Source organism: Proteus sp. fly-1089, from assembly GCF_040138965.1.
GTDB classification, from domain to species: domain Bacteria; phylum Pseudomonadota; class Gammaproteobacteria; order Enterobacterales; family Enterobacteriaceae; genus Proteus; species Proteus vulgaris_B.
Genome location: NZ_JBEETS010000001.1, coordinates 801,100 through 823,043, shown reverse-complemented (window position 1 = coordinate 823,043; position 21,944 = coordinate 801,100). Strand labels below are relative to the sequence as shown.

Here is a 21,944-nt window from a genome sequence, read left to right as displayed (position 1 = left end):
ACAATTATGTCCAGCGGAGTTGTTACAGCGGCATATATTGTCGCCGCGATATTATTTATTTTTAGCCTTGCCGGCTTATCAAAGCATGAAACCTCTAAACAAGGTAACTACTTTGGTATTGCAGGGATGGCGATTGCACTGTTCGCAACCATTTTTGGACCTTATGCTGGCAATGTAGGTTGGATCATTATTGCAATGGTAATCGGTGCTGTTATTGGTATCCGTTTAGCTAAAAAAGTCGAAATGACTCAAATGCCAGAATTAGTTGCAATCTTACACAGTTTTGTAGGTTTAGCAGCTGTTTTAGTGGGTTTTAACAGTTATCTTGACCACAACACGGCAATGGATCCTGTGATGGTGAATATTCATCTAACAGAAGTCTTTTTAGGGATCTTCATTGGTGCTGTTACATTTACAGGTTCAATTGTTGCTTATGGTAAATTAAGTGGAAAAATGTCGTCGAAACCGATGATGTTGCCTAATCGCCATAAATTAAACCTTGCAGCTTTGGTTGTTTCTTTCTTATTGATGGTTTGGTTTGTTAAAACCGACAGTGTTGGCTTACAAGTTTTCTTAATCATAGTAATGACTGTAATTGCATTAGCATTTGGTTGGCATTTAGTTGCATCGATAGGTGGTGCTGATATGCCAGTTGTTGTTTCGATGCTGAACTCTTACTCAGGATGGGCAGCAGCAGCAGCAGGCTTTATGTTGAGCAATGACCTGTTAATTGTAACAGGTGCATTAGTGGGGTCTTCAGGTGCGATCCTTTCTTATATTATGTGTAAAGCGATGAATCGTTCTTTTATTAGCGTAATAGCAGGTGGATTTGGTACAGATGGTTCAGCTCCAACTGAAGAAGGTGAGATGGGTGAGTATCGCGAAACAACGGCTGAAGAAGTCGCTGATATGTTGAAAAATTCAACTTCTGTTATTATCACCCCAGGCTATGGATTAGCGGTTGCACAAGCACAATATCCTGTGCATGACATCACTGAAAAATTACGTCAACGTGGTGTGAAAGTGCGTTTTGGTATTCATCCAGTAGCAGGGCGTTTACCGGGCCATATGAATGTATTGTTAGCGGAAGCTAAAGTGCCTTATGACGTTGTATTAGAAATGGATGAAATCAATGATGATTTCTCTGATACTGATACTGTTTTAGTTATTGGTGCTAACGATACGGTAAACCCAGCAGCACAAGATGATCCAAATAGCCCAATTGCAGGTATGCCAGTGTTAGAAGTGTGGAAAGCTCAAAACGTCATTGTGTTTAAACGCTCAATGAATACAGGTTATGCAGGGGTTCAAAATCCTCTGTTCTTTAAAGAGAATACACAAATGTTATTTGGCGATGCTAAAGCTAGCGTAGATGCAATTTTAAAAGCACTGTAACTGTAATAGATACAGATAGTGAAAAGCCAGTCAATTCTTTGACTGGCTTTTTTAATGGATACTTTTAACAATCAATCGTGATCGCTATCAACTGTAATAGGACAGGTAAAACCATCAGGTTTGATGGCCAACAAATCACATTTAATATGGTCTATCAGTTGTTCTGCGGTATTTCCTAAGAAGGCTGCTGAAAGCCCCGTTCTTCCTAAAATACCTAAAACAACAATACCTGCATTTAACTCTTCACAAACTTGAGGAATAACTTGTTCTGGTAATCCTTCTTTAACATGCGTTTTCTCTTCTGGAATGCAGAATTTCTGACGAAGTTCTTTCATCGCAATAAGATGCTGACCACGAAGTGCATTGTTATAAAGATTAGGATCAAAATCAGGTAACTCAATCGCAATATTAATCGGTGCAACAGGATAAGCACTGAGTAGATGAACATCAGGGTCTTTTTGTATGCGATGAGATAAATCAGTAGTTAATTCGATAAGTTTTAGATTAAGAGCATCATGGTAAGATTCTTCATTTGATAAATTTGCCGCTACGACAATAGTGCCGTATTCAGGCCATTCTTTATCTTTAACCATCCAAACAGGGCAAGGACATTTTCTAAGTAATTGCCAATCTAGAGGAGTAAAAATAAGAGAACCTAATTTATCGTGTTGATGAGCCATTTTTATGAGTAAGTCATGTTGATGTGCCACAACTTCTTCAATAATGGCTTCATAAGGGCGATTATGCCAAATGACTTTAATGTCAATTTCTATACCGGCTTCAAGGTAATAGCGAGACTGCTGTTTGATCCAAGCTGCTTTTTGACTAATAACACCTTTGCGCATTGCGTTGCGTTCATCGGGAGATAAAAGGGTTGTCATGTCATAGGAGAGATCATAAACAGGTAGAAAAGCTTTTATCCGCCCACCATTACGCTGAACGATATAGACAGCACGGCGAAGTGCTGGTTGGTCATCTTGGTTAGGATCAATGACAACGAGAAGGTTTTGATATTTTTCCATTGTAATATCCTCTTTAGGGCTGGATTTATCCATCTACAATTTAAAGATAACCCAAGAAGATAAAATGCAATAGTACAAAATAGAAAATGGGGCACAAATTTGTGTGCCCCATTATAAAATTAGCGAGTGAAATGTAACACAGATTAAACTTCAGCTGATGAAGGAAGTTTACCTGCTAGTTCACTTAATAACGTACCATCTTCGATGGTAATGTATTTACCTTTAACGCTTAACATGCCACTTTTTTGGAAGCGACCTAATAAACGGCTAATCGTTTCGACGGTTAAACCCAAATAATTACCGATATCACCGCGCGTCATTGTTAAACGGAATTCGCGAGGAGAAAAACCACGCTGAGCGAAACGACGAGAGAGGTTATAAATAAAAGCAGCCAAACGTTCTTCTGCATTCTTTTTCGATAGCAGTAAGATCATCTCTTGGTCACCTTTGATTTCACCACTCATCAGGCGCATCATTTGTTGACGTAAGTTAGGCATTTTGCCTGACAGATCATCCAAAGTCTCAAATGGAATTTCGCAAACCATTGATGTTTCTAAGGCTTGAGCGAAACTAGGGTGTTCGGTATTAATAATGGCGTCAAATCCAACCAAATCACCAGCAAGATGAAATCCTGTTATTTGCTCGTCGCCTTCTTCCGTAATGGTATAACTTTTAATTGTACCAGAACGTATGGCATAAAGTGATTTCAGCTCATCACCTGCTTTAAACAAGGTTTGACCTTTTTGGATGGGCTTTTTACGCTCGATAATATTATCGAGTTGATCAAGCTCATGCTCGTTTAAAGTAAACGGGATGCAGAGCTGGCTAATACTGCAATCCTGACAATGGATTGCACAACCGCCAGATTGGATTCGGCGAACGACGCGTTTTTCTGGGATCATAAGCTTGCTCATTACAAATAAAAATATTGATATGCGTCAATTTTAACACATATTGCAGTAATTGGTAAGGGGAATAACGATACGTGTAGAAATAATTCTGAATGTAACAAAACATGTATCTTGATAAAAACGATGTTTTGCTTAAAGGCTTATTTAGAACAATTTGCGCTAACCCTATACTCAATTGGTATATTATTCGATTTTCTAATGAAGTTATAGTGCTATTACTAAATTATCCTCGTCAAAAGCCAAAAATGAAGGTGTGCTTCAATATTTTCTATCTTTATATTGACATTTAGTTTACGGCTTTACCTTAAATTCGTGTTTTTTATACATAACTCTTTCTTTTATTAACATAAATATAGGTAAAGTTAACTAGATGTATTTTTGATGCAACTTAATGCTAACTTGAATTAGCTTTTCCTTATAAAAAGTGGGGGATCTGCAAAGAAGTGCGGAAAATTGAAACATTCTATTACCTATTAAGTGGTATTGATGTACATCAATGAGGGTTTACCACTATATCCTATCATTTTCACTAATGAGAGTTGTTATGTGAGAATGATAAACTAATGAAAAAAATAGAAAAAAGTGAGAAAAACAAAGGGATGATGTCATTGAGCCGTCGCCACTTTGTTCAAACAAGCGCTGCACTAGTCACTGTGCCATTTTTCGCACGAAATGCACACGCTAATGCAGATAAAAGCTTACCAATGGCCAAAATAGACACCACACTCGCTACTGTCGTAGCCACATGTAGCACTTTTGACTGTGGTGGGAAATGTGATATTCGAGCACATATAAAGGAAGGAATTGTCACTCGAATTACAACGAGACCCGATAATGAATTAGATGAAACTATGCCAATTATGCGAGCGTGTGTGCGTGGCAGAGGTTATCGTAAATTTTCTTATCATGCTGACAGATTAAAATACCCAATGAAAAGGGTCGGCAAACGTGGTGAAGGTAAATTTGAACGCATTTCATGGGATGAAGCAACAACACTAATTGCAGAAAATGTGACACGTTTAACGGAGAAACATGGTGCTGCAAGTCGTTTTTTAACAGTGAGCACAGCGGTAACAGGAGGGATCTTCTCTGGTGATACCATGATGAAGAAACTCTTTAACTTAACAGGAGGGTATCTTCCTTATTACCATTCAGTCAGTTTAGGTAACACCTTAAAGGTAACGCCTTATACTTATGGTATTGCCAAAACAGGTAGCTCTCTAGACACCCTTGAAGATACACCATTAGTGATTTTATGGGGTCATAATCCGAATGAAACCATTTTTGGGCATACTAACCATTATTTTCAAAAGATGAAAAATAATGGGACTAAATTTATTGTGGTTGATCCTCGTTATTCCGATACCGCCCAATCTCTCGCTGATCAATGGATACCGCTTTTACCAACAACAGATAATGCTTTAATGGATGCAATGATGTATGTCATTGTCACCGAAAATCTTCATGACAAACCATTTATTGATAAATATGTAATTGGTTTTGATGAAGAGCATATGCCAGAAGGTGTTCCCGCTAATGAGTCTTTAGTTGCCTATTTAACAGGCATGAAAGATGGTGTCATGAAAACGCCAGAATGGGCTGAAAATATTACACGAGTCCCTGCTAGCACTATTCGTCAGTTAGCTCGTGAATATGCCATGACAAAACCAGCCGCATTAATTCAAGGTTGGGGTCCTCAACGTCATATTTGTGGTGAACGTAGTGCCAGAGGCTCATCATTACTCGCAGCCATTACAGGAAATGTTGGTAAGAAAGGAGCATGGGCAGCTGGATATGGTGGTATTGGTAACCGTCAATCTATACATGGGCCTAATATTGGTGAAAATCCAGTAAAAGCCAAAATTTCTATTATGAACTGGATGCAGGCTGTTGAAGATGCAAGTCAAGTTCGTGCTGAAGATGGGCTTCTTGATGCAGATAAACTTGATACTAATATTAAGGTGATCTTCTCATTAGCAGGCAATTATTTAGTTAACCAAAATCCCGATGTGAATGCAGCAGCAAAATTATTAGCAGATGAATCAAAAGTAGAGTTTATTGTTGTTAGTGATCTCTATTTATCACCTTCAGCAAAATATGCTGATTTAGTATTGCCAGAGACCAGTTTCTTGGAACGCTGGAACATAGGAAATACATGGGGAACAGGTAATTATTTTCTACTTTCTGAGAAAGTTATTGAGCCCGCTTTTGAACGCCGTTCTGATTATGAATGGATCACGGAAGTTGCTGAAAAAATGGGTGTAAAAGAAGCGTTCACTGAAGGTCGTAGTGAGAAAGAGTGGATTTCCCACCTAGTTGATATCAACAAAACACGTTTTGAAGATAGACCTGACTTTCCTAATTTTGAAGAGTTACAAAAAACACGCCATTACCTTTTTAAAGATGCTCCTTTTGTTGCATTTGAAAAAAATATTAATGACTTTGAAAATAATCCATTCCCGACACCTTCAGGTAAAATTGAGATTTTTTCTAAACGTCTTTATGACATGAATAATCCCGATATTCCAGCTTTGTCTCATTATGTGCCAGCAATTGAAGGCCCAGAAGACAAATTAGCAGAAAAGTATCCATTACAAATGTTGACTTGGAAAGGAAAAAATCGAGCCAACTCAACACAGTATGCTAATCCTTGGTTAAAAGAAGTTCAACGTCAAGAGGCATGGATAAATCCAATTGATGCTGAAAATAGAGGTATCAAAGATGGTGACATGGTGCGTATTTATAACGATCGCGGGATCACTGAGATCCCCGCATTAGTAACACAACGCATTATTCCTGGAGTTGTTGGTTTACAAGCTGGTGCTTGGTGGGCTCCCGATGAAAACGGAGTTGATCATGGTGGATGCCCTAATGTTTTAACATCGACACGAATGACACCATTATCACATGGTAATTCACATTTAACTGTTTTAGTTGAGGTAACCAAAGCATGAGTGACTTTAAAGAATATGCACCGGTAAGCGATGAGCAGCTCGGTTTCTTTATTGACTCCTCTCGTTGTTCTGGTTGTAAAGCTTGCCAAGTAGCATGTAAAGATAAAAATAATTTAGAAGTTGGTCGCCGTTTTCGCCGTATTTATGAAGTAAAAGGGGGCGGTTTTGCGCCAACAGGACAAGGTGGTCTAGTTAATAATGTGTTTGCATACACATTAACTATTTCTTGTAACCACTGTGAATCACCCGTTTGTGTGAAAAACTGCCCGACAACAGCAATGCATAAACGTGAAGGTGATGGCATTGTTCGTGTTGATACCTCTAAATGCGTAGGTTGTGGTTATTGCGCGTGGTCTTGCCCTTATGGTGCACCACAAATGAATGAAGAGACCGGACAAATGTCAAAATGTGATTTTTGTATTGATTTACTATCAGAAGGCAAAAATCCAATTTGCGTTGATACATGCCCGCTAAATGCAATTAAGTTTGGCAAGATTAAAGAGTTAAGAGCGAAATATGGTCATTTAAGCCAAGTTCAAGGATTACCTGACTTTACGATGACTAATCCAAATTTAGTTATCAAACCTCATACTGGCGCGACGAAAAAGGGAGGAGTTCAAGCATGAATGAATGGCCATTAGTGACATTTACTTTATTCGTCCAGAGTTCTGTTGGCGTGACTCTTTTTTCGGCTCTTTATTTTTGTTGGTTAGAAAAAGAGATTGGTAATCAAAGAGCCACGATTGCTATGCGACCCGTGTTATTAACTGCCACTATTTTAGGATGTTTAGGATTATTAGCATCAACGCTGCATATGGGATATCCATGGAATGCTTTTCATGCATTACGCCATATTTCTTCATCATGGTTGAGTCGTGAAATCATATTTGCTGCTGTTTATCTTGGTACATTATGCCTTTATACCTTAGTAATTTTGATTAAAGGACGTATGAACAAAACTTTATTAGCAGTTATTGGTTTGTTTGGCATCATCGATATAATTTGTATGGCATCACTTTATTACAACACATCAATGCTGACATGGATGCATGCCAATACTTACGTTATGTTTATCGGAGCATTATTTTCATCAGGTGCCGCGATAGCATTATTGATCACCGCATTGCGCGTTAAAGCATTTGTGAATGGAGAGTTAGCTAAACGAATTGTAATCAGTGCATTAGTCGTTATTTTTCTTGCAGTGACATTACGTATGGTGGAGCAACCCTTTTATTTAGAATGGATGTCATCAGTCATTTCAACTAATGATGTAATAACATTCCCTCATACGCCTATCATTGCGTATAATGAAACATTCGGATTAAGAATATCTGCATGGATTTTGTCAATTCTTGGTATTTTAATGATGGGATACAGTGTATGGAAATATCATAATGCTGTATTTACTTCAGGATTGCGCATGGTAATAGTAAGTAGCGCAACAATACTGATTGCAGAAATTCTCAATCGTTTTGCATTCTTTATTGTAAAGTAGTGGAGTAGTGATGTATGAGGCGTTTTATTAAGGTGGATCTTCCTCCTGAACCAATTATTAATGATAAATGTGTTAGAAAACGCCTCAAACAAAGCCTATGTGATAGTTGCTCTAAAGTTTGTCCTGTAGGTGCTATCACTTTTAGTCACCTAGAGGTAAAAATAGATAATGAACGCTGTTTTCAATGCGGTAATTGCCTATTTACTTGCCCTGTAGATGCAATAGAAAACATTGCACCTCATGAAAGAACACATCAGGATAATTATCTTGTTGTTAATCATGATGAACCACTAGCCAGTACAGAAGAATTGTTAGTGTGGCATCGTCAATATCACATTAGAGGAATGAAAATAGCGCAACCTTTAGTGGATAAATGGCTTCCTGTTTTAGCGAATTTAAATCTTCAACTAAAAACATTACAAGAGCCTATCTGGCAATTAATGATCATGGAACCTACTGATATTGATAGTGGACGTCGTTTTATGCTTTTTCGTCAAAAACTCGATGAAAAACCATTAAATAAAAACCAAGTAAGAACAGGATTAAATGCAAGAAAACAACTATATCCAGAAGATAGTTGGTTCCAAATCCAGTTAGATAACGAAACATGCATTCTTTGTTCCGCATGTGCCAAGGTCTGTGATGAAGGTGCGATTGAACTCGAAAACAATATATTCAAACTGGATGAAAAACGTTGCACTGGTTGTATGAATTGTGAAGTCGTTTGTTTTCCTAAATCTATTCATGTCAAAGAACATGTCGCTAAAAATAGCGAACCCACTCTTTACCACTATTATGATGCACACTGTGAAAAATGTCGGTTAGCTTTCTTATCATGGAAATCCGACGCAATATTGTGCCCGATTTGCATACAACATCAGAAGCAAGGTTGGTTATAATCTTCCTTTAAATACACTTGATCTATTTATTGCTTAATAGGCGAACACTTTTCTTAAAATAAATAAGATAAGTGATAGAAACAGCTTAATTAGCGTTAAACTCTGAGAGTGGACAAATTAAATGGGAGCATATGATGAATACTGTTTTACCTGCAAAAATGTTAGAGATTGCTATTACAGAACCTGGTGATATAGACAAATTACAAGCAAAAATATCATCCATTCCTTCACTTCCTCCTCATTATCTTTTAATTAAAGTTGCCGCCTCAGGTGTTAATCGACCTGATATTTTTCAAAGGCAAGGAAGCTACCCTCCACCAGAAGATGCTTCGCCTATTCCTGGACTTGAAGTTGCTGGAGAAGTAGTGGCTTTAGGTGAAGGCTGTACTAAATGGCAATTGGGTGATCGGGTTTGTGCTTTAGTCGCAGGTGGTGGTTATGCTCAATATTGTATTGCACATGAAGACATCGCATTGCCATCAATGAATTTAACGGATATTGAAGCTGCCGCATTACCTGAAAACTTCTTTACTGTCTGGGCTAATTTATTCCAGTTAGGCAAACTAAAACAGGGTGAGTCTGTCCTTATTCATGGCGGAACATCTGGGATTGGCTCTACTGCAATTATGCTCGCTCATGCTATAGGGGCAACCATTTATACAACCGTAGGTTCTGAAGAAAAAAAGGAAGTAGCTTACAAAATTGGTGCTGATTATGTCATTAATTACAAACAAACCGATTTCGCTAAAGAAATTCCTATCTTAACTCAAGGCAAAGGGGTAGATGTTGTACTTGATATTATCGGTGGCGATTATGTCGAAAAGAACTATCAAGTTGCGAGCAAATTTGGACGCATAATACAAGTGGGCATGATGAAAGGGATGCCAAAAAATGTAAATATGATGCCTATGATGATTAAACGATTAATTCATACAGGCTCAACAATGCGTTCTCGTTCAGTAGAAGAAAAAGCTTACATTGCACAAGAATTAAAACAACATGTATGGCCATTGATTACTGAAGGTAAAATTAAGCCAATAATTAATGCCATTTTCCCATTAACAGAAGCAGGAAAAGCTCATCAGTTAATGGAGTCTGGTGATTTAATTGGTAAAGTTATACTAGAAAACACGACTTATAACGTAAGTGATAGTAACCAAGGGTGTTAAATATTATTTGTTATAAGAAGTGATGGTTATTTTTTGTTTAAAAAAGCGAATATTCCGAAAAACACATGTTCAATTTATCATGTGTTTTTTTATATATTGAAGTAAAAATGAATAACAATTAAATAAATATATTTTTAGTGAAGCATAAAATTTAATATCTATCCCTTTTAATTGATACTGGGCGATAGAAATATTTATTTATTCTAATTAAAGTAGATTTAAGTATTAACCTTAGTAAAAATAATATCACATTAGCTGAAAAGTAACTTAAATCAAAATTGATAATAAAACAAAGAAACTAACAAATAAAACTAAATCATTTATCATTAGATAGAAAAAACTTTAGTTTGAATTGAAAAAATCTTAACTGATATCAATAAAATAAAGAAGATTCTTACTCATCATGTAGTATATCATTTGAATAGAGATTAATTATTTACGATTAATAAACACAATTCTCATTAAAACAAATAACAAAAATTTATATATAGGTGCGATGATGGCAAATCATAAACAAACCTGTCTGAGTGCTACAGAGCGTGTATACCATACCCGAACCGTTGATACCCTAGCATGTTATCATCGAGAGATGGCAAAAATATTAATGAATAGTGAGTATTCTTTTCCTAATGCAAATAAAGCAAAAAAAAATAATAGTGATAATTTAGAGACTAAAATAAAAAATTGTACGATTGAAAAAAAAGCAGTAGATAATGCTTATGACAATATTTTAGAAACACTAAAACAGCAAAGCAATTTTACTCAATCAGATATTGAGCCTTATTTTTCTCATCATCATTCACAGGTGATGCAATTGGCTAAATTCGGCTACCTTTCTGCATTGGCTTACAATTCAGATAATGTTTTTAATCACCACTCCCCCTTACAAAAACAACAAGAAAAGAAAATTATAGATGATCTCTGTAAATTAATTGGCTATTCATCGAAAGATGCATTTGGGCATATCACGACAAGTCATACCCTTGCTTGCTATGAAATATTATGGGCACTTAGAAATTTAAAAACATTACCAATGGCCATTGCCCGCCATCCCAAGTCACGAGATTTGGTTGCTGATAAAAAAGCATTTGAATTATTCAATATGTCTATCTCAGATATTTTAGCTATGGGTGAACAACTTCATAAACGTGAGATTTTTGATGATGTTAGTTATTTGACATGCCGGGGAACGGGTATGACAAAAACGATGCATTTAGGAAAATTGCTTGTCCCTGTTTCGCGTTTTGAATTTTGGAAGAAAGCAATGGATATATTGGGGTTAGGATATGACAACCTTATTGCATTGCCCATTGATGGATCATTTAAAACAGATACTGAAAAAATGCGTAGTATTGTTTTACGCCTTATTGAACAGGGTGAACCTATTTTGGGTATTATTGGCATGCTAGGATCTCCATCTTATGGCAGCATTGATAAATTAAAACCACTTTTTGAATTAAGAAGAGAGTGTGAAAAAAAATACAAAAATTCTTTTTATATTCATATAGATGCTTCACAATTCGGCTATATGAAAAGCTTATTCCTTGATGATAATTACGAACTTATTCCTTATAAGACATTGTGCAAAAAACTAAAAAAAGAAGCGCCTCTACTTGAATTAACCCCAGAAATATATGAAAGCGTCACACAACTTTCTCTTGCAGACTCTGTCTCTTTTGAGCCTTTTCAAGCTGGTTTTTCACCTTACCCCACGGGTGTCGTGTGTATTAAAGATGCACGCATGAGCCATTTTCTAACTAATCCACCAAGATTATGTCCAGAGCAAGCTGATGGAGTTCCCGAAATTGACGGTATTCAATCAGCACCCGCAGTGGCTTCAATGTGGAGTGTACATCAACTTTATCCCTTTACTTTATCGGGATATGGAAAATATGCCCAGATTCAATGGGAAACACGAGTCAAACTTGAACAATTCTTTAATCAAGCTCAAGCCTTTGAGAAAGAAGGGGAGCATTATTTTATTCGAATTTTATCAGCATCTGATTTTAATAAATTGAATTTTGCAGTTGTGAAAAAAGGGAATAAGTGTTTAGAAACACAAAATAAGCTGAATAAAGAAATATATGAGAACTTAGTTGTAAAAAGTCACTACAGGCAGGACTTAAGCTTACTTACACTTTGTGCTCGTAATAGTGATGATGCGCCTGCACAGTTTTGTCATGAGTGTTGTCTAGATAAAAACGAATGGGAAACAATCAAACATTTAAGTCTGTTACAACTTACTATAAAAAGTACGCAAATAGGTGATAAACAACAAATTGAGGCAGGGTACCAATATATTAAGAAGGTCGTTTTATCCGCGTTAGAGAGATAGTTAAGTTATAACAATAACTTTTTATCACTAAAAATATCCAACCTAAAAAAACGAAGAAGTGAGTGATATCTCATTATCTTCGCTTTTTTGGGGCTCTATCTATATTTAATTGTTCTCCTCACAAAAAAAGGTGACATTGTCACTTATCGTTTTCTCTTTATTACTTGTAATCATCGACTCACTAAAACAGAGCGACAACTACTTCCTTAAAATTTATTTTTTATAGCTATTTTGATTTTTTCTTCTGTTATTTCCACTGATAGCACATAAAAGCAAACTAGATAATGAGAATCATTCATAATAACCATCTATCTTATATGTATATAATCATAGATAAATCATATTGTTAAAGATAAAGTGGATTTAGATGCATATTTAGATATATCTAAAACTTGATCATTTAGATATATCGGTTTATATTGCATTGTATAAATTCGATATATCTAAAACAATGAGGGAATATTTATGATGATTCGAGCATTACATTCACTTTATCAACAACGGGCCGAAAACGGCGAACATGGTAGCCATGGTCACGGAAAAGGACGTTGTGGGGGTAAAGGGAAACAAGATCGACACCATGGAAATCACGGCGAGCATTGCTGTCATGGCGAACATGGGCATGAAGGTCACGGTGAATGTCGTCATGGTGAACATGGTCACGGGCATAAAGGTCGCGGTGAATGCTGTCATGGTGAACATGGTCACGAACATGAAGGTCGTGGTGAATGCTGTCATGGAGAACATGATCACGGACATGAAGGTCGCGGTGAATGTCGTCATGGCGAACATGGCTTTGAAAAACAAGGTAAACAACGCGGTCGTGGATGTGGTGGCCGAGGTAAAGGTCAAGGTCGTCAATTAAAACGTATGTTTGATCATGGTGATTTACGAGTTTTATTGCTCAGTATGATTGCGAAAAAACCGAGCCATGGTTATGAAATTATTCGTGAAATAGATGAAGCCTCGTCAGGATTATATGTGCCTAGCCCTGGTGTTATTTATCCAACACTAACATTACTTGAAGAGCAAGATCTACTGGTTGCCACTATTGCTGAAAAAGGTCGTAAAAATTACAGCATCACACCTGAAGGCTCTGCATTTTTAACTGAACATCAGGAAATAGATGCCAATATTCAAAGAAAACTTGCTTATGCGAGAGACTTGTCTCAAAACGCGGGTGGTGTTTCTGAAGAGATTGAGTCTGCTGTTGGAAAATTAAAGGCTGTATTACGCCATAAACTGGTGTTAAAAGAGCTTTCAGTGGAAAAAGCGGAACGTATTGCTTCTATTCTTAATGAAGCAGTTGAGAAAATCGAAGCTATTAATGAGGCATTGATCTCAGAGGAAAGGGAAGATGAATAAAACAGATACTCAACCACAAAATACAAGAAGACATAATGAAATAGAAAAAGAGGATTTAGAAAATAATCCAGCTGTAAAAGAACAAATTTGCCCTAAAATGCCAGTTTCTTACTTTCGTAGAGCATTACGTAAACCTGGCAGAATATGATAATGATGGACGGAGGTTATCATAATATGACCTCTGTCAGTTTTTTTCTATCTGTTGTTCGTCCTCGCCTACTGCTTTATAAAAATGGTTTTTAAATAACAAAAACCAACAATTCCTTGTAAAACTCGTTTTATTTCCTAATTACTATCTTAGCAATCACTACCTTTATTTATTTTTGTAAGTCATCATTTTTTGATGACCATTTGTGGCGTTTTCCTTAGGTTATTGTACTGATATCAAAAAAATCACAAATGATTGTGGAAATGTTCCACATTAGCGATTATTTTATTTAGGTTAGTAAGCCATTATAAAAATAGAAAATGTAAACCAGAGATATTCTTGTAATAACAATAAAATAAATACTAGATCAAAATAATAAACGTTCGTAAGCACTTAAACGAGAATGAGTGCATTACTTCAAACGTATACCTTACTTGATAATATGTGCATTTAATGCACTTAAATTAGAGAAAGGTAGCATAGATAGTGGTTTATTTATTGTTGAGAATAGAAATAGCGATGCGAATAAACGGTTGATATCTATAAAAGTATTACCGCATAAAAATAACAATACGCTCATCAAATAGGACAATCGATCGACTAAGTTGATTGTTATGTATTTGCCGTACCTATTTAATCAACATTTGCTAACTTAGGAATATTCGAATGAAAGTGAAAGCATTATCTGTAGTGATAAGTTTGATACTCGCTACACCGTTATGTGCTAATGCACAAACTGATATAAGTGCTATTGAAGCAAGATTAAATGCGTTAGAACAACGTGCGAATGCGGCTGAAGCAAGAGCTGTTGCAGCAGAACAAAAAGCCGCTCGTCTTGAGCAACTTATTAATTTAAATAATGGTTCTAATGGGAAACCTGCAAATAACGTTACTGCAATAAATATGGAGCAACGCATTGCTGTATTAGAAAAGCAATCAGATGAAGCTCAAGCTAAAGCCAATATCGCTCAGACTCAGTTAAAAGAACTTCAACAAAAACAGTCAGTTCAGCTTGCTAATACTGGAAATAAAGAAGGCACAGGTTTTTTCTCTACGAATACAAATTGGGGTGATCTCAAATTGTATGGAGATGTTGAATATAATATTGATGCAGCAAGTAAAAAAGGTCAATTAACATCAATGAGAATGATGCCTGGTAAGCAAAAAGACTTTGAAGATAATGAAAAATGGTCACTTAATGGGCGGATTTTAATCGGTATTGATGGTGAACGAGAATTAAAAAATGGCAATTATGCTGGTTTTCGTGTTCAGCCTATGGCTGACATGACGGGTAAAATGAATCTAGATGATGCGGCCTTTTACTTTGGCCAACGTAATAAATGGGAATATAAAATTGGCCGTTATGAAGCGTATGATATGTTTCCTTTGAATCAAGATACTTTCGTAGAATATTCAGGTAATACTGCAAATGATTTATATGGTGATGGTTTTGGCTATATTTATATGATGAAAGAAGGGCGCGGTCGTAGTAGTGATGGTGGTAGCATGATGGTTAACACACATTACAACGACTGGTATTTTGAGTTAAATACGTTGGTTGAAGATGGAACTTCAGTTTTCAAAGATGGTGAGTATCACGGGCGTAAACTTGATAATCGTAAAAATGTTATTTATATGCGGCCAGTTGTTGCATGGCAAAAAGATAACCTAACAATTGCAGGTGCGATAGACGCAAACGTAATAAATAAAGCTTATGGTTACGAGGATGAATATGGAAAATTCCAAGATCAATCACGTCGTACTGGCTATGGACTAACGTTAAAATGGGATACTTTAGCTGATGATCCTACTAATGGCATTGTTGCAAACTTAAGTGCTGCTTATCTTGATGCTAAAGATGAAAATGATTTTTCAATAGGTAGTAATATATTGTGGCGTAAATTCCAATTAGGTTATATCTATGCACATAATGATATTAAAGCTTACTATCAAACAAGCGGCCATAATGGGCAAAATGAAACCTATCTAACGCTTAATCCTGGTAAGTACAATATCAATACAGTATTTGCTTCTTACGAACTGCCTAATATCTTGGATATGGATAATTTTAAAACCTATTTAGGTGCTTATTATTCGCGAATAGATGGCAAAGACGAGATAAATGTACATAGTAGTGATAAAGATCGCTACGGTGCTCGTGTTCGCTTTAAGTATCTCTTTTAACTTTATATTAGGTATTAGTCTTACATCTAAAGACTTCAAATTTTAATGTACTGTTATTAATTGAAGTCTTTGCTTTTTATATATAGCGATAAGTATGTAAAATCTCAATTACCTGATAAAAGAAAGGCTTTAACGAGTTTTTCAACCAGCCACTCTTTAATGTCAGAAACTTGTCTATCTTCATACCAACCAGTTATTTCTTTTAGTTCGATAAATTTAATGGGATGTATTTTAATGCGTTATTTTATGGTTTGAAGCTTTTTACTCTTAATTACATGTTTTCTTTTTTAAGTTGTGAGATCTCTCGATTTTTTGATCTTTTCCCCGCTAGATAATGGATTTTGCTCGTGTCATAGTTTTGTTTCCTGTCATAATCTGTTTAGCAATTACAGACATAAAATAACGTATTTAAATACGATTAATATTAAGCAGGAAATAATTCAATGCCTTTCTATACACAAAACAGTTATCCAAATAATAATAAGACCTATAAGCAAAATAGAATAAAAAAACTATTAATAGGTTTGACCTTAATTCCTTTCTTCGTATTTGCAGATGACCTGTCACAATTACCACAAAAAGAGCGAGTAGCTTATTTTACTCAAGTTCAGCAAGCCGGGATCACAGGAGTTGCTATTAAAACCAAACCTGTATTGGCAAGGCCGGCTAAAGAAGGCGAGATCATCACAACCATTATTAAAGGTGAAGGTGTTGAAACTGTCTCTGAACCTGCAAAAGTAGGGGATTGGGTTGTGCAAAATATCTGTCCAGAGACAGGTAATGAAGAAATATTGGTAAGAAAAGCTAAATTTGTTCAACGCTATAATGTTGCAGAGAAAAACAAAATTAATTTAATTTCTTATCCTAATGATTATCAGGCTTTTATTCCGAAAGGAATTGAAATGAATTATTTTATTGTGCCAGGATCTACACCCGCTTTTGCAATGAAAGCCCCATGGGGAGAATTGCAACGTTTTCAACCAGGTGATGCGGTTGTTCAATCCACGATGGATAGCCAAGATATTTATCGTATTCAAAAGGCGGCATTTGAGTGTACTTATACTATTCTTAAACCTGCCAAATTAGCACAATAGTATTAAGCTAATCTGTGATAGGTTGAATTATTATTTTTATAATTCATAATGTTATAAGTATATGTCTATTTAAGACAAGGATATTAAATAAAGAGAGTGGTTGATAGTAAGTAAGGCATACTGCCATGTTGTTTAGTTGCTTTAATAGCTACATTTCGTTAACCTATCTCTATCAATTTCTTCAACTCATTAGGTAAAACCTATTGAACTGATAGCAGGAATGTATTAGCTATTCTCAAATGGAATAGGTACATTAGTTCCCATACCAAACAGGAGGAAATACAATGTCTTTAATTAATACCCCAATCAAACCATTCAAAAACATGGCATTTAAAGACGGTCAATTCGTAGAAGTGACTGAAAAGGACGTCGAAGGCAAATGGAGCGTTTTCTTCTTTTACCCTGCTGACTTCACTTTTGTGTGCCCAACCGAATTAGGTGACTTAGCGGATCATTATGCTGAGTTCCAAAAAATGGGCGTAGAAATTTATTCAGTTTCTACCGATACACATTTTACCCATAAAGCATGGCACAGCAGCTCAGAAACTATCGGTAAAATCAAATATGGTATGATTGGCGACCCAACTGGTGCATTAACTCGTAACTTCGAAAATATGCGTGAGAACGAAGGTCTTGCAGACCGCGGTACTTTCGTTGTTGACCCACAAGGTATCATTCAAGCAATTGAAATCACAGCTGAAGGTATTGGCCGTGATGCATCCGACCTGCTGCGTAAAGTTAAAGCTGCTCAGTATGTAGCTAGCCACCCAGGCGAAGTTTGCCCAGCAAAATGGAAAGAAGGTGATGCAACTTTAGCTCCATCACTGGATTTAGTTGGCAAAATCTAAATAAGAATTAAGCCACTAAAAAAGTTATTTATCGGGTGTTTCGGCACCCGATTTTATTAAGGGTGCAAAAATGTTAGATAATAATTTAAAAGCTCAATTGAAAGCTTATTTAGAACGATTAACTCAGCCAGTTGAGTTAGTAGCAACATTAGACGACAGTAAACATTCAGCTGATATTCAAGCGCTATTAAAAGAAATCGAACCATTATCCGATAAAGTCACTTATCGTGAAGATAATAACGCTGATGTGCGTAAACCATCTTTTCTTATTACGAACCCAGGAAAAGAAACGGGTGTTCGTTTTGCTGGTTCGCCGTTAGGCCATGAATTTACTTCATTAGTTTTAGCACTACTGCAAACTGGTGGTCACCCATCAAAAGAAGCACAAGAATTACTTGAACAAATTCGTCAGTTAGACGGTGAGTTTCATTTCGAAACCTATTATTCGCTCTCTTGTCATAACTGCCCAGATGTTGTTCAGGCATTAAACTTAATGGCGATTTTAAATCCGAAGGTCACACATACAGCGATCGACGGTGGCATGTTCCAAAATGAAATTCAGGAACGTAATATTATGGGCGTTCCAGCTGTATTCTTAAATGGTAACGAATTTGGTCAAGGTCGTATGACTTTAGCTGAAATCGTTAACAAAGTAGACAGCAATGCAGAAAAGCGTACTGCGGAATTATTAAACCAAAAAGATGCATTTGATGTATTGATTGTTGGTAGTGGCCCTGCAGGTGCATCAGCTGCAGTTTATTCAGCACGTAAAGGTTTAAACACAGGTCTTATTGGTGAGCGCTTTGGCGGTCAAGTTCTTGATACTGTTGATATTGAAAACTATATCTCTGTACCAAAAACAGAAGGTGCAAAACTTGCAGGTGCATTAAAAGCCCACGTTGATGATTATCAAGTGGATGTGATTGATAGCCAAACAGTCAGTCGTTTAATCCCAGGCACATCAGAAGGGGAATTACACCAAATTGAAACAGCATCAGGTGCAATTTTAAAAACCCGTAGCTTAATTATTGCAACAGGTGCTCGCTGGAGAAATATGAATGTTCCTGGTGAAAATGAGTACCGTACTCGTGGTGTAACTTATTGTCCACACTGTGATGGCCCTCTATTTAAAGGCAAAAGAGTCGCCGTGATTGGTGGTGGTAACTCAGGTGTTGAAGCTGCAATTGACTTAGCAGGCTTAGTCGAACATGTCACAGTGTTAGAATTTGCGCCAGAAATGAGAGCCGATGCTGTATTACAGAAAAAACTGCGTAGCTTAAGCAATGTAGAAGTTATCTTAAATGCTCAAACTACAGAAGTGTATGGTGATGGTACTAAATTAACCGGTCTAAAATATAAAGATCGCACCAATGATTCTATGCACGATATTGCGTTAGCAGGTATTTTTGTTCAAATTGGCTTATTACCTAATACGCAGTGGTTAGAAGGTACTGTTGAGCGTAATAAGATGGGCGAAATTGTTGTTGATGCTCGTGGCGAAACGAATATTAAAGGTGTTTTTGCCGCAGGTGACTGTACTACAGTACCGTACAAGCAAATTATTATCGCCGCCGGTGAAGGAGCTAAAGCCTCACTTAGCGCTTTCGATTACTTGATTCGCACGAGTGCAAAATAAGTAAATCAAAGATAATCAATAAGTTATAGAGAAAGGCATCTTTTTTAAGATGCCTTTTTTTGTACATAAAACCATCAAAAAGGGCTGAAAAGTGCCCTTAAGTGTTCAAGTGTGGACAATATGTGGACACTCTAAACCAGTAATTCTGTACTACCTTTCAAAGGGTTATATTGAATGGCATCTTGTAAGAAGTCTGGCGCAAAGTGTGCATAGGTCAACGTTTGTTGCAAATTAGTGTGTCCTAAGATGCGTTGTAACGTAATAATACTTCCGCCGTTCATCATAAAATGGGTGGTGAATGTATGGCGTAATGCGTGGGTTGCCTGACCTAATGCCATACTGGGCTTCACTTTTTTAATTGCTCTACGAAACATGTGATAAGACGTTTCAGTAAAAAGCAATCCTGATTTCTTTGTACAAATCATGTCTGCAACAGCTTGAGAAATTGGCACAATTCTTGGCTTATTGGTTTTGGTATACGTAAATCTCACCTTATTTTGGATCACATGTTCACGTTTTAGTTTGAGCGCTTCACCCCAACGGGCGCCAGTGCTTAAACAGAGAACGGCAACTTTTAGGTTGTCACCTTCCAATAATGCTAATAATTGCTGAATTTCATTATCTGTTAGATATGACATTTCAGTCGTTTGCTGTTTTAACCGTGATATTCCTTGAACGGGATGTTTACTTAAAAAGAAATCCGTTTTTTTAAGGGCCGTAAACATACCGCTGAGTGCTGAGATATCCCTATTTATCGTTGAGGCTTTTACGCCAGAAGCGAGTCTAAGCTCACGATAGAGTACCAATTGCTTATCGGTTAATTGGCAAACAGGGGGATTATTCAGTGATTCAGCAATACGTCTCACCCTTAGATGTGTCATTCTTCCATAAGGTGTATTTTTGCCGAACACTTCCCACCAAATATCAATTAAATCGCTAAGAGGGCGAATATCGGTTGATGTTTCTACCCAATCTTTTGTTTGCTGATTAGCTAGTGAATAACGTTCAAATAAAATTGCTTCTTTTCAAAGCGTCGTCTGATCCGTTTTCCGTGACGGCCAGCCGGTCTAATGTCCACTTCATATTGACCATTTTCGAGTTTCTTAATTGTCATAAGAAAGCCCTCTAATGGAACAAATGCTTTGCGAATCAATAAATTCGCAAAATGCTTGATGTATTGTTATCCAATTTTCTTGTCTGAGTGGGATGATTGCGTGCTGTCTTGCCCACTGTGTGCGAGTGCCGGTGCGATTTGCCCAGCATCAGGATTAACTTCATCGAACATAAACCAGTCTCGATATTTCCTGAATACTTTGACAGAAAAGATTTTCACGCCTGATTCAAACGTCATTTTCGATTTGTCACTTTCATAGCCGTGGTAGGTTGCATAATTTAGCCCAACCAAATCAGCGAGTTCCCTTTTTGTCATCTGTTCAGAGTTACGCATTAATCGTAATTTCTCACCTTGCGATCTTGATATTATGTGGAGTTCTCCATGTTGTATCGAGTATTAGATATTTCCTTGCAATGAAGCAAAGAGTACGAAAGCGCTATAAAGCGCCTGACATAAGAGGGTAGCAGATGAGAGAGAAAATCGTAAGTCTGTCAGATGGCGTGACTGAGGAAAAATTTGCTGAATTAATCGGTAAGCCGGCGAGTGCAGTTGCAGATATGCGCAAAGCAGGAAAGTTACCCATTATTCAAATGAAAAGACCGGGTTCAAGTAGAGCCGAAAACTATGTTTATCTGCCTGCATGGAATAACGGTTTAAAGATGGCTTATGAATCTTTACCAAAAGAGATGCGTGACGGTTGGTTAGTGTGGTTAGGGCTGAAATCATGATACGACAAATAACTGAGCATAGTTTTCTGTATCGTAGTTTTACGATTATTAAGTTACCACGAAAAGCAATGAACCCAGTTACTCGTTATCACGTTTGGTTAGATGATCAGTCATTCGGTAAGTTTGATGCAATGGCTGAGGCGGTTAAATATATTGATGGGTTAAAGAATGAAACATATTCAAATGATAATGTTTGAATCAAATAATAAAACTTATCTTATTTCTGAATCTGATGTTGTCTCTAATTATCCAGTGAGAGCATTAAAATGTGATTGTTTAATAACAAAATCAGGAAGGGAATATAATGCCACCAATATAAAAAAAGTTTATTTAGATGATATTGATGGCATTTTAAACATCAAATAACAGGTGCTTTTGAACGGTAATGTTGAGCTAGTGCTTTACATTCTTCAAAAAATTCATTGGCATCATAATGATCATCACCATATACAGAGTATTTTTCTAAGCATTTTTTTATAGCTAGATCAAAAGGAGTTCCATTAACAAAAGTACCGTCAGGAAGTTCACTCATTACGGCAATGAGTAACTCTTGTTGTAGTTTTATTTTGAAATTAAGTTCTTTAAGCGCATTAACAATAGGTTCTAACTCTTGTTGGATAGGTGTTTTTATCATTACTTAATATCTC

General features: G+C 36.6%; 20 protein-coding genes and 1 pseudogene. 16 read left to right on the top strand and 5 right to left on the bottom strand.

Features of this window, described 5'->3' with window-relative positions:
- Window positions 1-6: 6 nt before the first annotated feature.
- Window positions 7-1,395, top strand: coding sequence for a Re/Si-specific NAD(P)(+) transhydrogenase subunit beta (pntB, locus tag ABN080_RS03855; RefSeq protein ID WP_072068172.1), 1,389 nt, complete (start codon window positions 7-9; stop codon window positions 1,393-1,395).
- Window positions 1,396-1,466: 71 nt separating this feature from the next.
- Here pntB and uspE read toward each other — a convergent pair whose 3' ends face one another.
- Together uspE and fnr are read right to left on the bottom strand one after the other, a co-directional pair.
- Window positions 1,467-2,417, bottom strand: coding sequence for a universal stress protein UspE (gene uspE, locus ABN080_RS03850; protein ID WP_109408129.1), 951 nt, complete (start codon window positions 2,415-2,417; stop codon window positions 1,467-1,469).
- A gap of 143 nt (window positions 2,418-2,560) precedes the next feature.
- Window positions 2,561-3,319 (bottom strand): fumarate/nitrate reduction transcriptional regulator Fnr, encoded by a 759-nt coding sequence (fnr, locus tag ABN080_RS03845; RefSeq protein ID WP_072068170.1) that lies wholly within the window; start codon window positions 3,317-3,319, stop codon window positions 2,561-2,563.
- Window positions 3,320-3,891: 572 nt separating this feature from the next.
- Here fnr and ABN080_RS03840 point away from each other — a divergent pair.
- The 12 genes from ABN080_RS03840 (at window position 3,892) to ahpF (ending at window position 19,455) form a co-directional block, all read left to right on the top strand.
- The gene (locus ABN080_RS03840) at window positions 3,892-6,282 is read left to right on the top strand and encodes a DMSO/selenate family reductase complex A subunit (protein ID WP_349440414.1); all 2,391 of its coding nucleotides are present in this window, start codon (window positions 3,892-3,894) and stop codon (window positions 6,280-6,282) included.
- Complete coding sequence (locus tag ABN080_RS03835; RefSeq protein WP_109408131.1) at window positions 6,279-6,908, top strand: DMSO/selenate family reductase complex B subunit; 630 nt, start codon at window positions 6,279-6,281, stop codon at window positions 6,906-6,908. Before ABN080_RS03840 ends, ABN080_RS03835 begins: the two co-directional genes overlap by 4 nt.
- The gene (locus tag ABN080_RS03830; protein ID WP_349440413.1) at window positions 6,905-7,777 is read left to right on the top strand and encodes a dimethyl sulfoxide reductase anchor subunit family protein; all 873 of its coding nucleotides are present in this window, start codon (window positions 6,905-6,907) and stop codon (window positions 7,775-7,777) included. The genes ABN080_RS03835 and ABN080_RS03830 overlap by 4 nt, the downstream gene beginning before the upstream one ends.
- 14 nt (window positions 7,778-7,791) lie before the next feature.
- Window positions 7,792-8,676, top strand: coding sequence for a 4Fe-4S binding protein (locus ABN080_RS03825; RefSeq protein ID WP_340893042.1), 885 nt, complete (start codon window positions 7,792-7,794; stop codon window positions 8,674-8,676).
- 131 nt (window positions 8,677-8,807) lie between these two features.
- Window positions 8,808-9,845 carry an NAD(P)H-quinone oxidoreductase gene (locus ABN080_RS03820; RefSeq protein ID WP_349440412.1) on the top strand — a complete coding sequence of 346 codons (1,038 nt, stop codon included), beginning with the start codon at window positions 8,808-8,810 and terminating at the stop codon, window positions 9,843-9,845.
- 499 nt (window positions 9,846-10,344) lie between these two features.
- Window positions 10,345-12,180 (top strand): tyrosine decarboxylase, encoded by a 1,836-nt coding sequence (locus tag ABN080_RS03815; RefSeq protein WP_349440411.1) that lies wholly within the window; start codon window positions 10,345-10,347, stop codon window positions 12,178-12,180.
- Window positions 12,181-12,645: 465 nt separating this feature from the next.
- The gene (locus ABN080_RS03810; RefSeq protein ID WP_349440410.1) at window positions 12,646-13,545 is read left to right on the top strand and encodes a PadR family transcriptional regulator; all 900 of its coding nucleotides are present in this window, start codon (window positions 12,646-12,648) and stop codon (window positions 13,543-13,545) included.
- The gene (locus ABN080_RS03805; RefSeq protein WP_164526352.1) at window positions 13,538-13,693 is read left to right on the top strand and encodes a hypothetical protein; all 156 of its coding nucleotides are present in this window, start codon (window positions 13,538-13,540) and stop codon (window positions 13,691-13,693) included. Before ABN080_RS03810 ends, ABN080_RS03805 begins: the two co-directional genes overlap by 8 nt.
- Before the next feature lie 666 nt (window positions 13,694-14,359).
- Window positions 14,360-15,877, top strand: a complete 1,518-nt coding sequence (locus ABN080_RS03800) for a carbohydrate porin (RefSeq protein WP_349440409.1) — start codon at window positions 14,360-14,362, stop codon at window positions 15,875-15,877.
- A gap of 443 nt (window positions 15,878-16,320) precedes the next feature.
- Window positions 16,321-16,971, top strand: coding sequence for a hypothetical protein (locus tag ABN080_RS03795; protein WP_349440408.1), 651 nt, complete (start codon window positions 16,321-16,323; stop codon window positions 16,969-16,971).
- Window positions 16,972-17,255: 284 nt separating this feature from the next.
- A complete protein-coding gene (gene ahpC, locus ABN080_RS03790; protein ID WP_006536680.1) occupies window positions 17,256-17,819 on the top strand; it encodes an alkyl hydroperoxide reductase subunit C in 564 nt (187 codons plus the stop codon).
- A 70-nt stretch (window positions 17,820-17,889) separates the two neighbouring features.
- The gene (gene ahpF, locus ABN080_RS03785; protein ID WP_349440407.1) at window positions 17,890-19,455 is read left to right on the top strand and encodes an alkyl hydroperoxide reductase subunit F; all 1,566 of its coding nucleotides are present in this window, start codon (window positions 17,890-17,892) and stop codon (window positions 19,453-19,455) included.
- A 131-nt stretch (window positions 19,456-19,586) separates the two neighbouring features.
- On the opposite strand, the pseudogene ABN080_RS03780 reads toward ahpF, so the two are convergent.
- Together ABN080_RS03780 and ABN080_RS03775 are read right to left on the bottom strand one after the other, a co-directional pair.
- Window positions 19,587-20,569 (bottom strand): annotated as a pseudogene (locus tag ABN080_RS03780) (phage integrase).
- 66 nt (window positions 20,570-20,635) lie between these two features.
- Window positions 20,636-20,935, bottom strand: coding sequence for a helix-turn-helix transcriptional regulator (locus tag ABN080_RS03775; protein WP_349440654.1), 300 nt, complete (start codon window positions 20,933-20,935; stop codon window positions 20,636-20,638).
- Between the two features lie 101 nt (window positions 20,936-21,036).
- Between ABN080_RS03775 and ABN080_RS03770 the strand changes: the two genes are divergently transcribed.
- The 3 genes from ABN080_RS03770 to ABN080_RS03760 are packed head-to-tail and all read left to right on the top strand — an operon-like array spanning window position 21,037 to window position 21,663.
- Window positions 21,037-21,297: a Cox family DNA-binding protein gene (locus ABN080_RS03770; RefSeq protein ID WP_099432912.1), complete on the top strand. Its 261-nt coding sequence runs from the start codon at window positions 21,037-21,039 to the stop codon at window positions 21,295-21,297.
- Window positions 21,294-21,494: a hypothetical protein gene (locus tag ABN080_RS03765; RefSeq protein WP_349440406.1), complete on the top strand. Its 201-nt coding sequence runs from the start codon at window positions 21,294-21,296 to the stop codon at window positions 21,492-21,494. The genes ABN080_RS03770 and ABN080_RS03765 overlap by 4 nt, the downstream gene beginning before the upstream one ends.
- Window positions 21,466-21,663: a hypothetical protein gene (locus ABN080_RS03760; protein ID WP_123822139.1), complete on the top strand. Its 198-nt coding sequence runs from the start codon at window positions 21,466-21,468 to the stop codon at window positions 21,661-21,663. Before ABN080_RS03765 ends, ABN080_RS03760 begins: the two co-directional genes overlap by 29 nt.
- Here the strand turns inward: ABN080_RS03760 and ABN080_RS03755 are convergent.
- Complete coding sequence (locus ABN080_RS03755) at window positions 21,656-21,931, bottom strand: hypothetical protein (RefSeq protein ID WP_123822138.1); 276 nt, start codon at window positions 21,929-21,931, stop codon at window positions 21,656-21,658. The genes ABN080_RS03760 and ABN080_RS03755 overlap by 8 nt on opposite strands.
- Window positions 21,932-21,944 lie beyond the last annotated feature (13 nt).

Excerpts from the sequence above, each read along its gene's own strand:
- pntB (WP_072068172.1), top strand. The coding sequence starts at position 7 with ATGTCCAGCGGAGTTGTTACAGCGGCATATATTGTCGCCGCGATATTA.
- uspE (WP_109408129.1), bottom strand. The coding sequence starts at position 2,417 with ATGGAAAAATATCAAAACCTTCTCGTTGTCATTGATCCTAACCAAGAT.
- fnr (WP_072068170.1), bottom strand. The coding sequence starts at position 3,319 with ATGATCCCAGAAAAACGCGTCGTTCGCCGAATCCAATCTGGCGGTTGT.
- ABN080_RS03840 (WP_349440414.1), top strand. The coding sequence starts at position 3,892 with ATGAAAAAAATAGAAAAAAGTGAGAAAAACAAAGGGATGATGTCATTG.
- ABN080_RS03835 (WP_109408131.1), top strand. The coding sequence starts at position 6,279 with ATGAGTGACTTTAAAGAATATGCACCGGTAAGCGATGAGCAGCTCGGT.
- ABN080_RS03830 (WP_349440413.1), top strand. The coding sequence starts at position 6,905 with ATGAATGAATGGCCATTAGTGACATTTACTTTATTCGTCCAGAGTTCT.
- ABN080_RS03825 (WP_340893042.1), top strand. The coding sequence starts at position 7,792 with ATGAGGCGTTTTATTAAGGTGGATCTTCCTCCTGAACCAATTATTAAT.
- ABN080_RS03820 (WP_349440412.1), top strand. The coding sequence starts at position 8,808 with ATGATGAATACTGTTTTACCTGCAAAAATGTTAGAGATTGCTATTACA.
- ABN080_RS03815 (WP_349440411.1), top strand. The coding sequence starts at position 10,345 with ATGGCAAATCATAAACAAACCTGTCTGAGTGCTACAGAGCGTGTATAC.
- ABN080_RS03810 (WP_349440410.1), top strand. The coding sequence starts at position 12,646 with ATGATGATTCGAGCATTACATTCACTTTATCAACAACGGGCCGAAAAC.
- ABN080_RS03805 (WP_164526352.1), top strand. The coding sequence starts at position 13,538 with ATGAATAAAACAGATACTCAACCACAAAATACAAGAAGACATAATGAA.
- ABN080_RS03800 (WP_349440409.1), top strand. The coding sequence starts at position 14,360 with ATGAAAGTGAAAGCATTATCTGTAGTGATAAGTTTGATACTCGCTACA.
- ABN080_RS03795 (WP_349440408.1), top strand. The coding sequence starts at position 16,321 with ATGCCTTTCTATACACAAAACAGTTATCCAAATAATAATAAGACCTAT.
- ahpC (WP_006536680.1), top strand. The coding sequence starts at position 17,256 with ATGTCTTTAATTAATACCCCAATCAAACCATTCAAAAACATGGCATTT.
- ahpF (WP_349440407.1), top strand. The coding sequence starts at position 17,890 with ATGTTAGATAATAATTTAAAAGCTCAATTGAAAGCTTATTTAGAACGA.
- ABN080_RS03770 (WP_099432912.1), top strand. The coding sequence starts at position 21,037 with ATGAGAGAGAAAATCGTAAGTCTGTCAGATGGCGTGACTGAGGAAAAA.
- ABN080_RS03765 (WP_349440406.1), top strand. The coding sequence starts at position 21,294 with ATGATACGACAAATAACTGAGCATAGTTTTCTGTATCGTAGTTTTACG.
- ABN080_RS03760 (WP_123822139.1), top strand. The coding sequence starts at position 21,466 with ATGAAACATATTCAAATGATAATGTTTGAATCAAATAATAAAACTTAT.
- ABN080_RS03755 (WP_123822138.1), bottom strand. The coding sequence starts at position 21,931 with ATGATAAAAACACCTATCCAACAAGAGTTAGAACCTATTGTTAATGCG.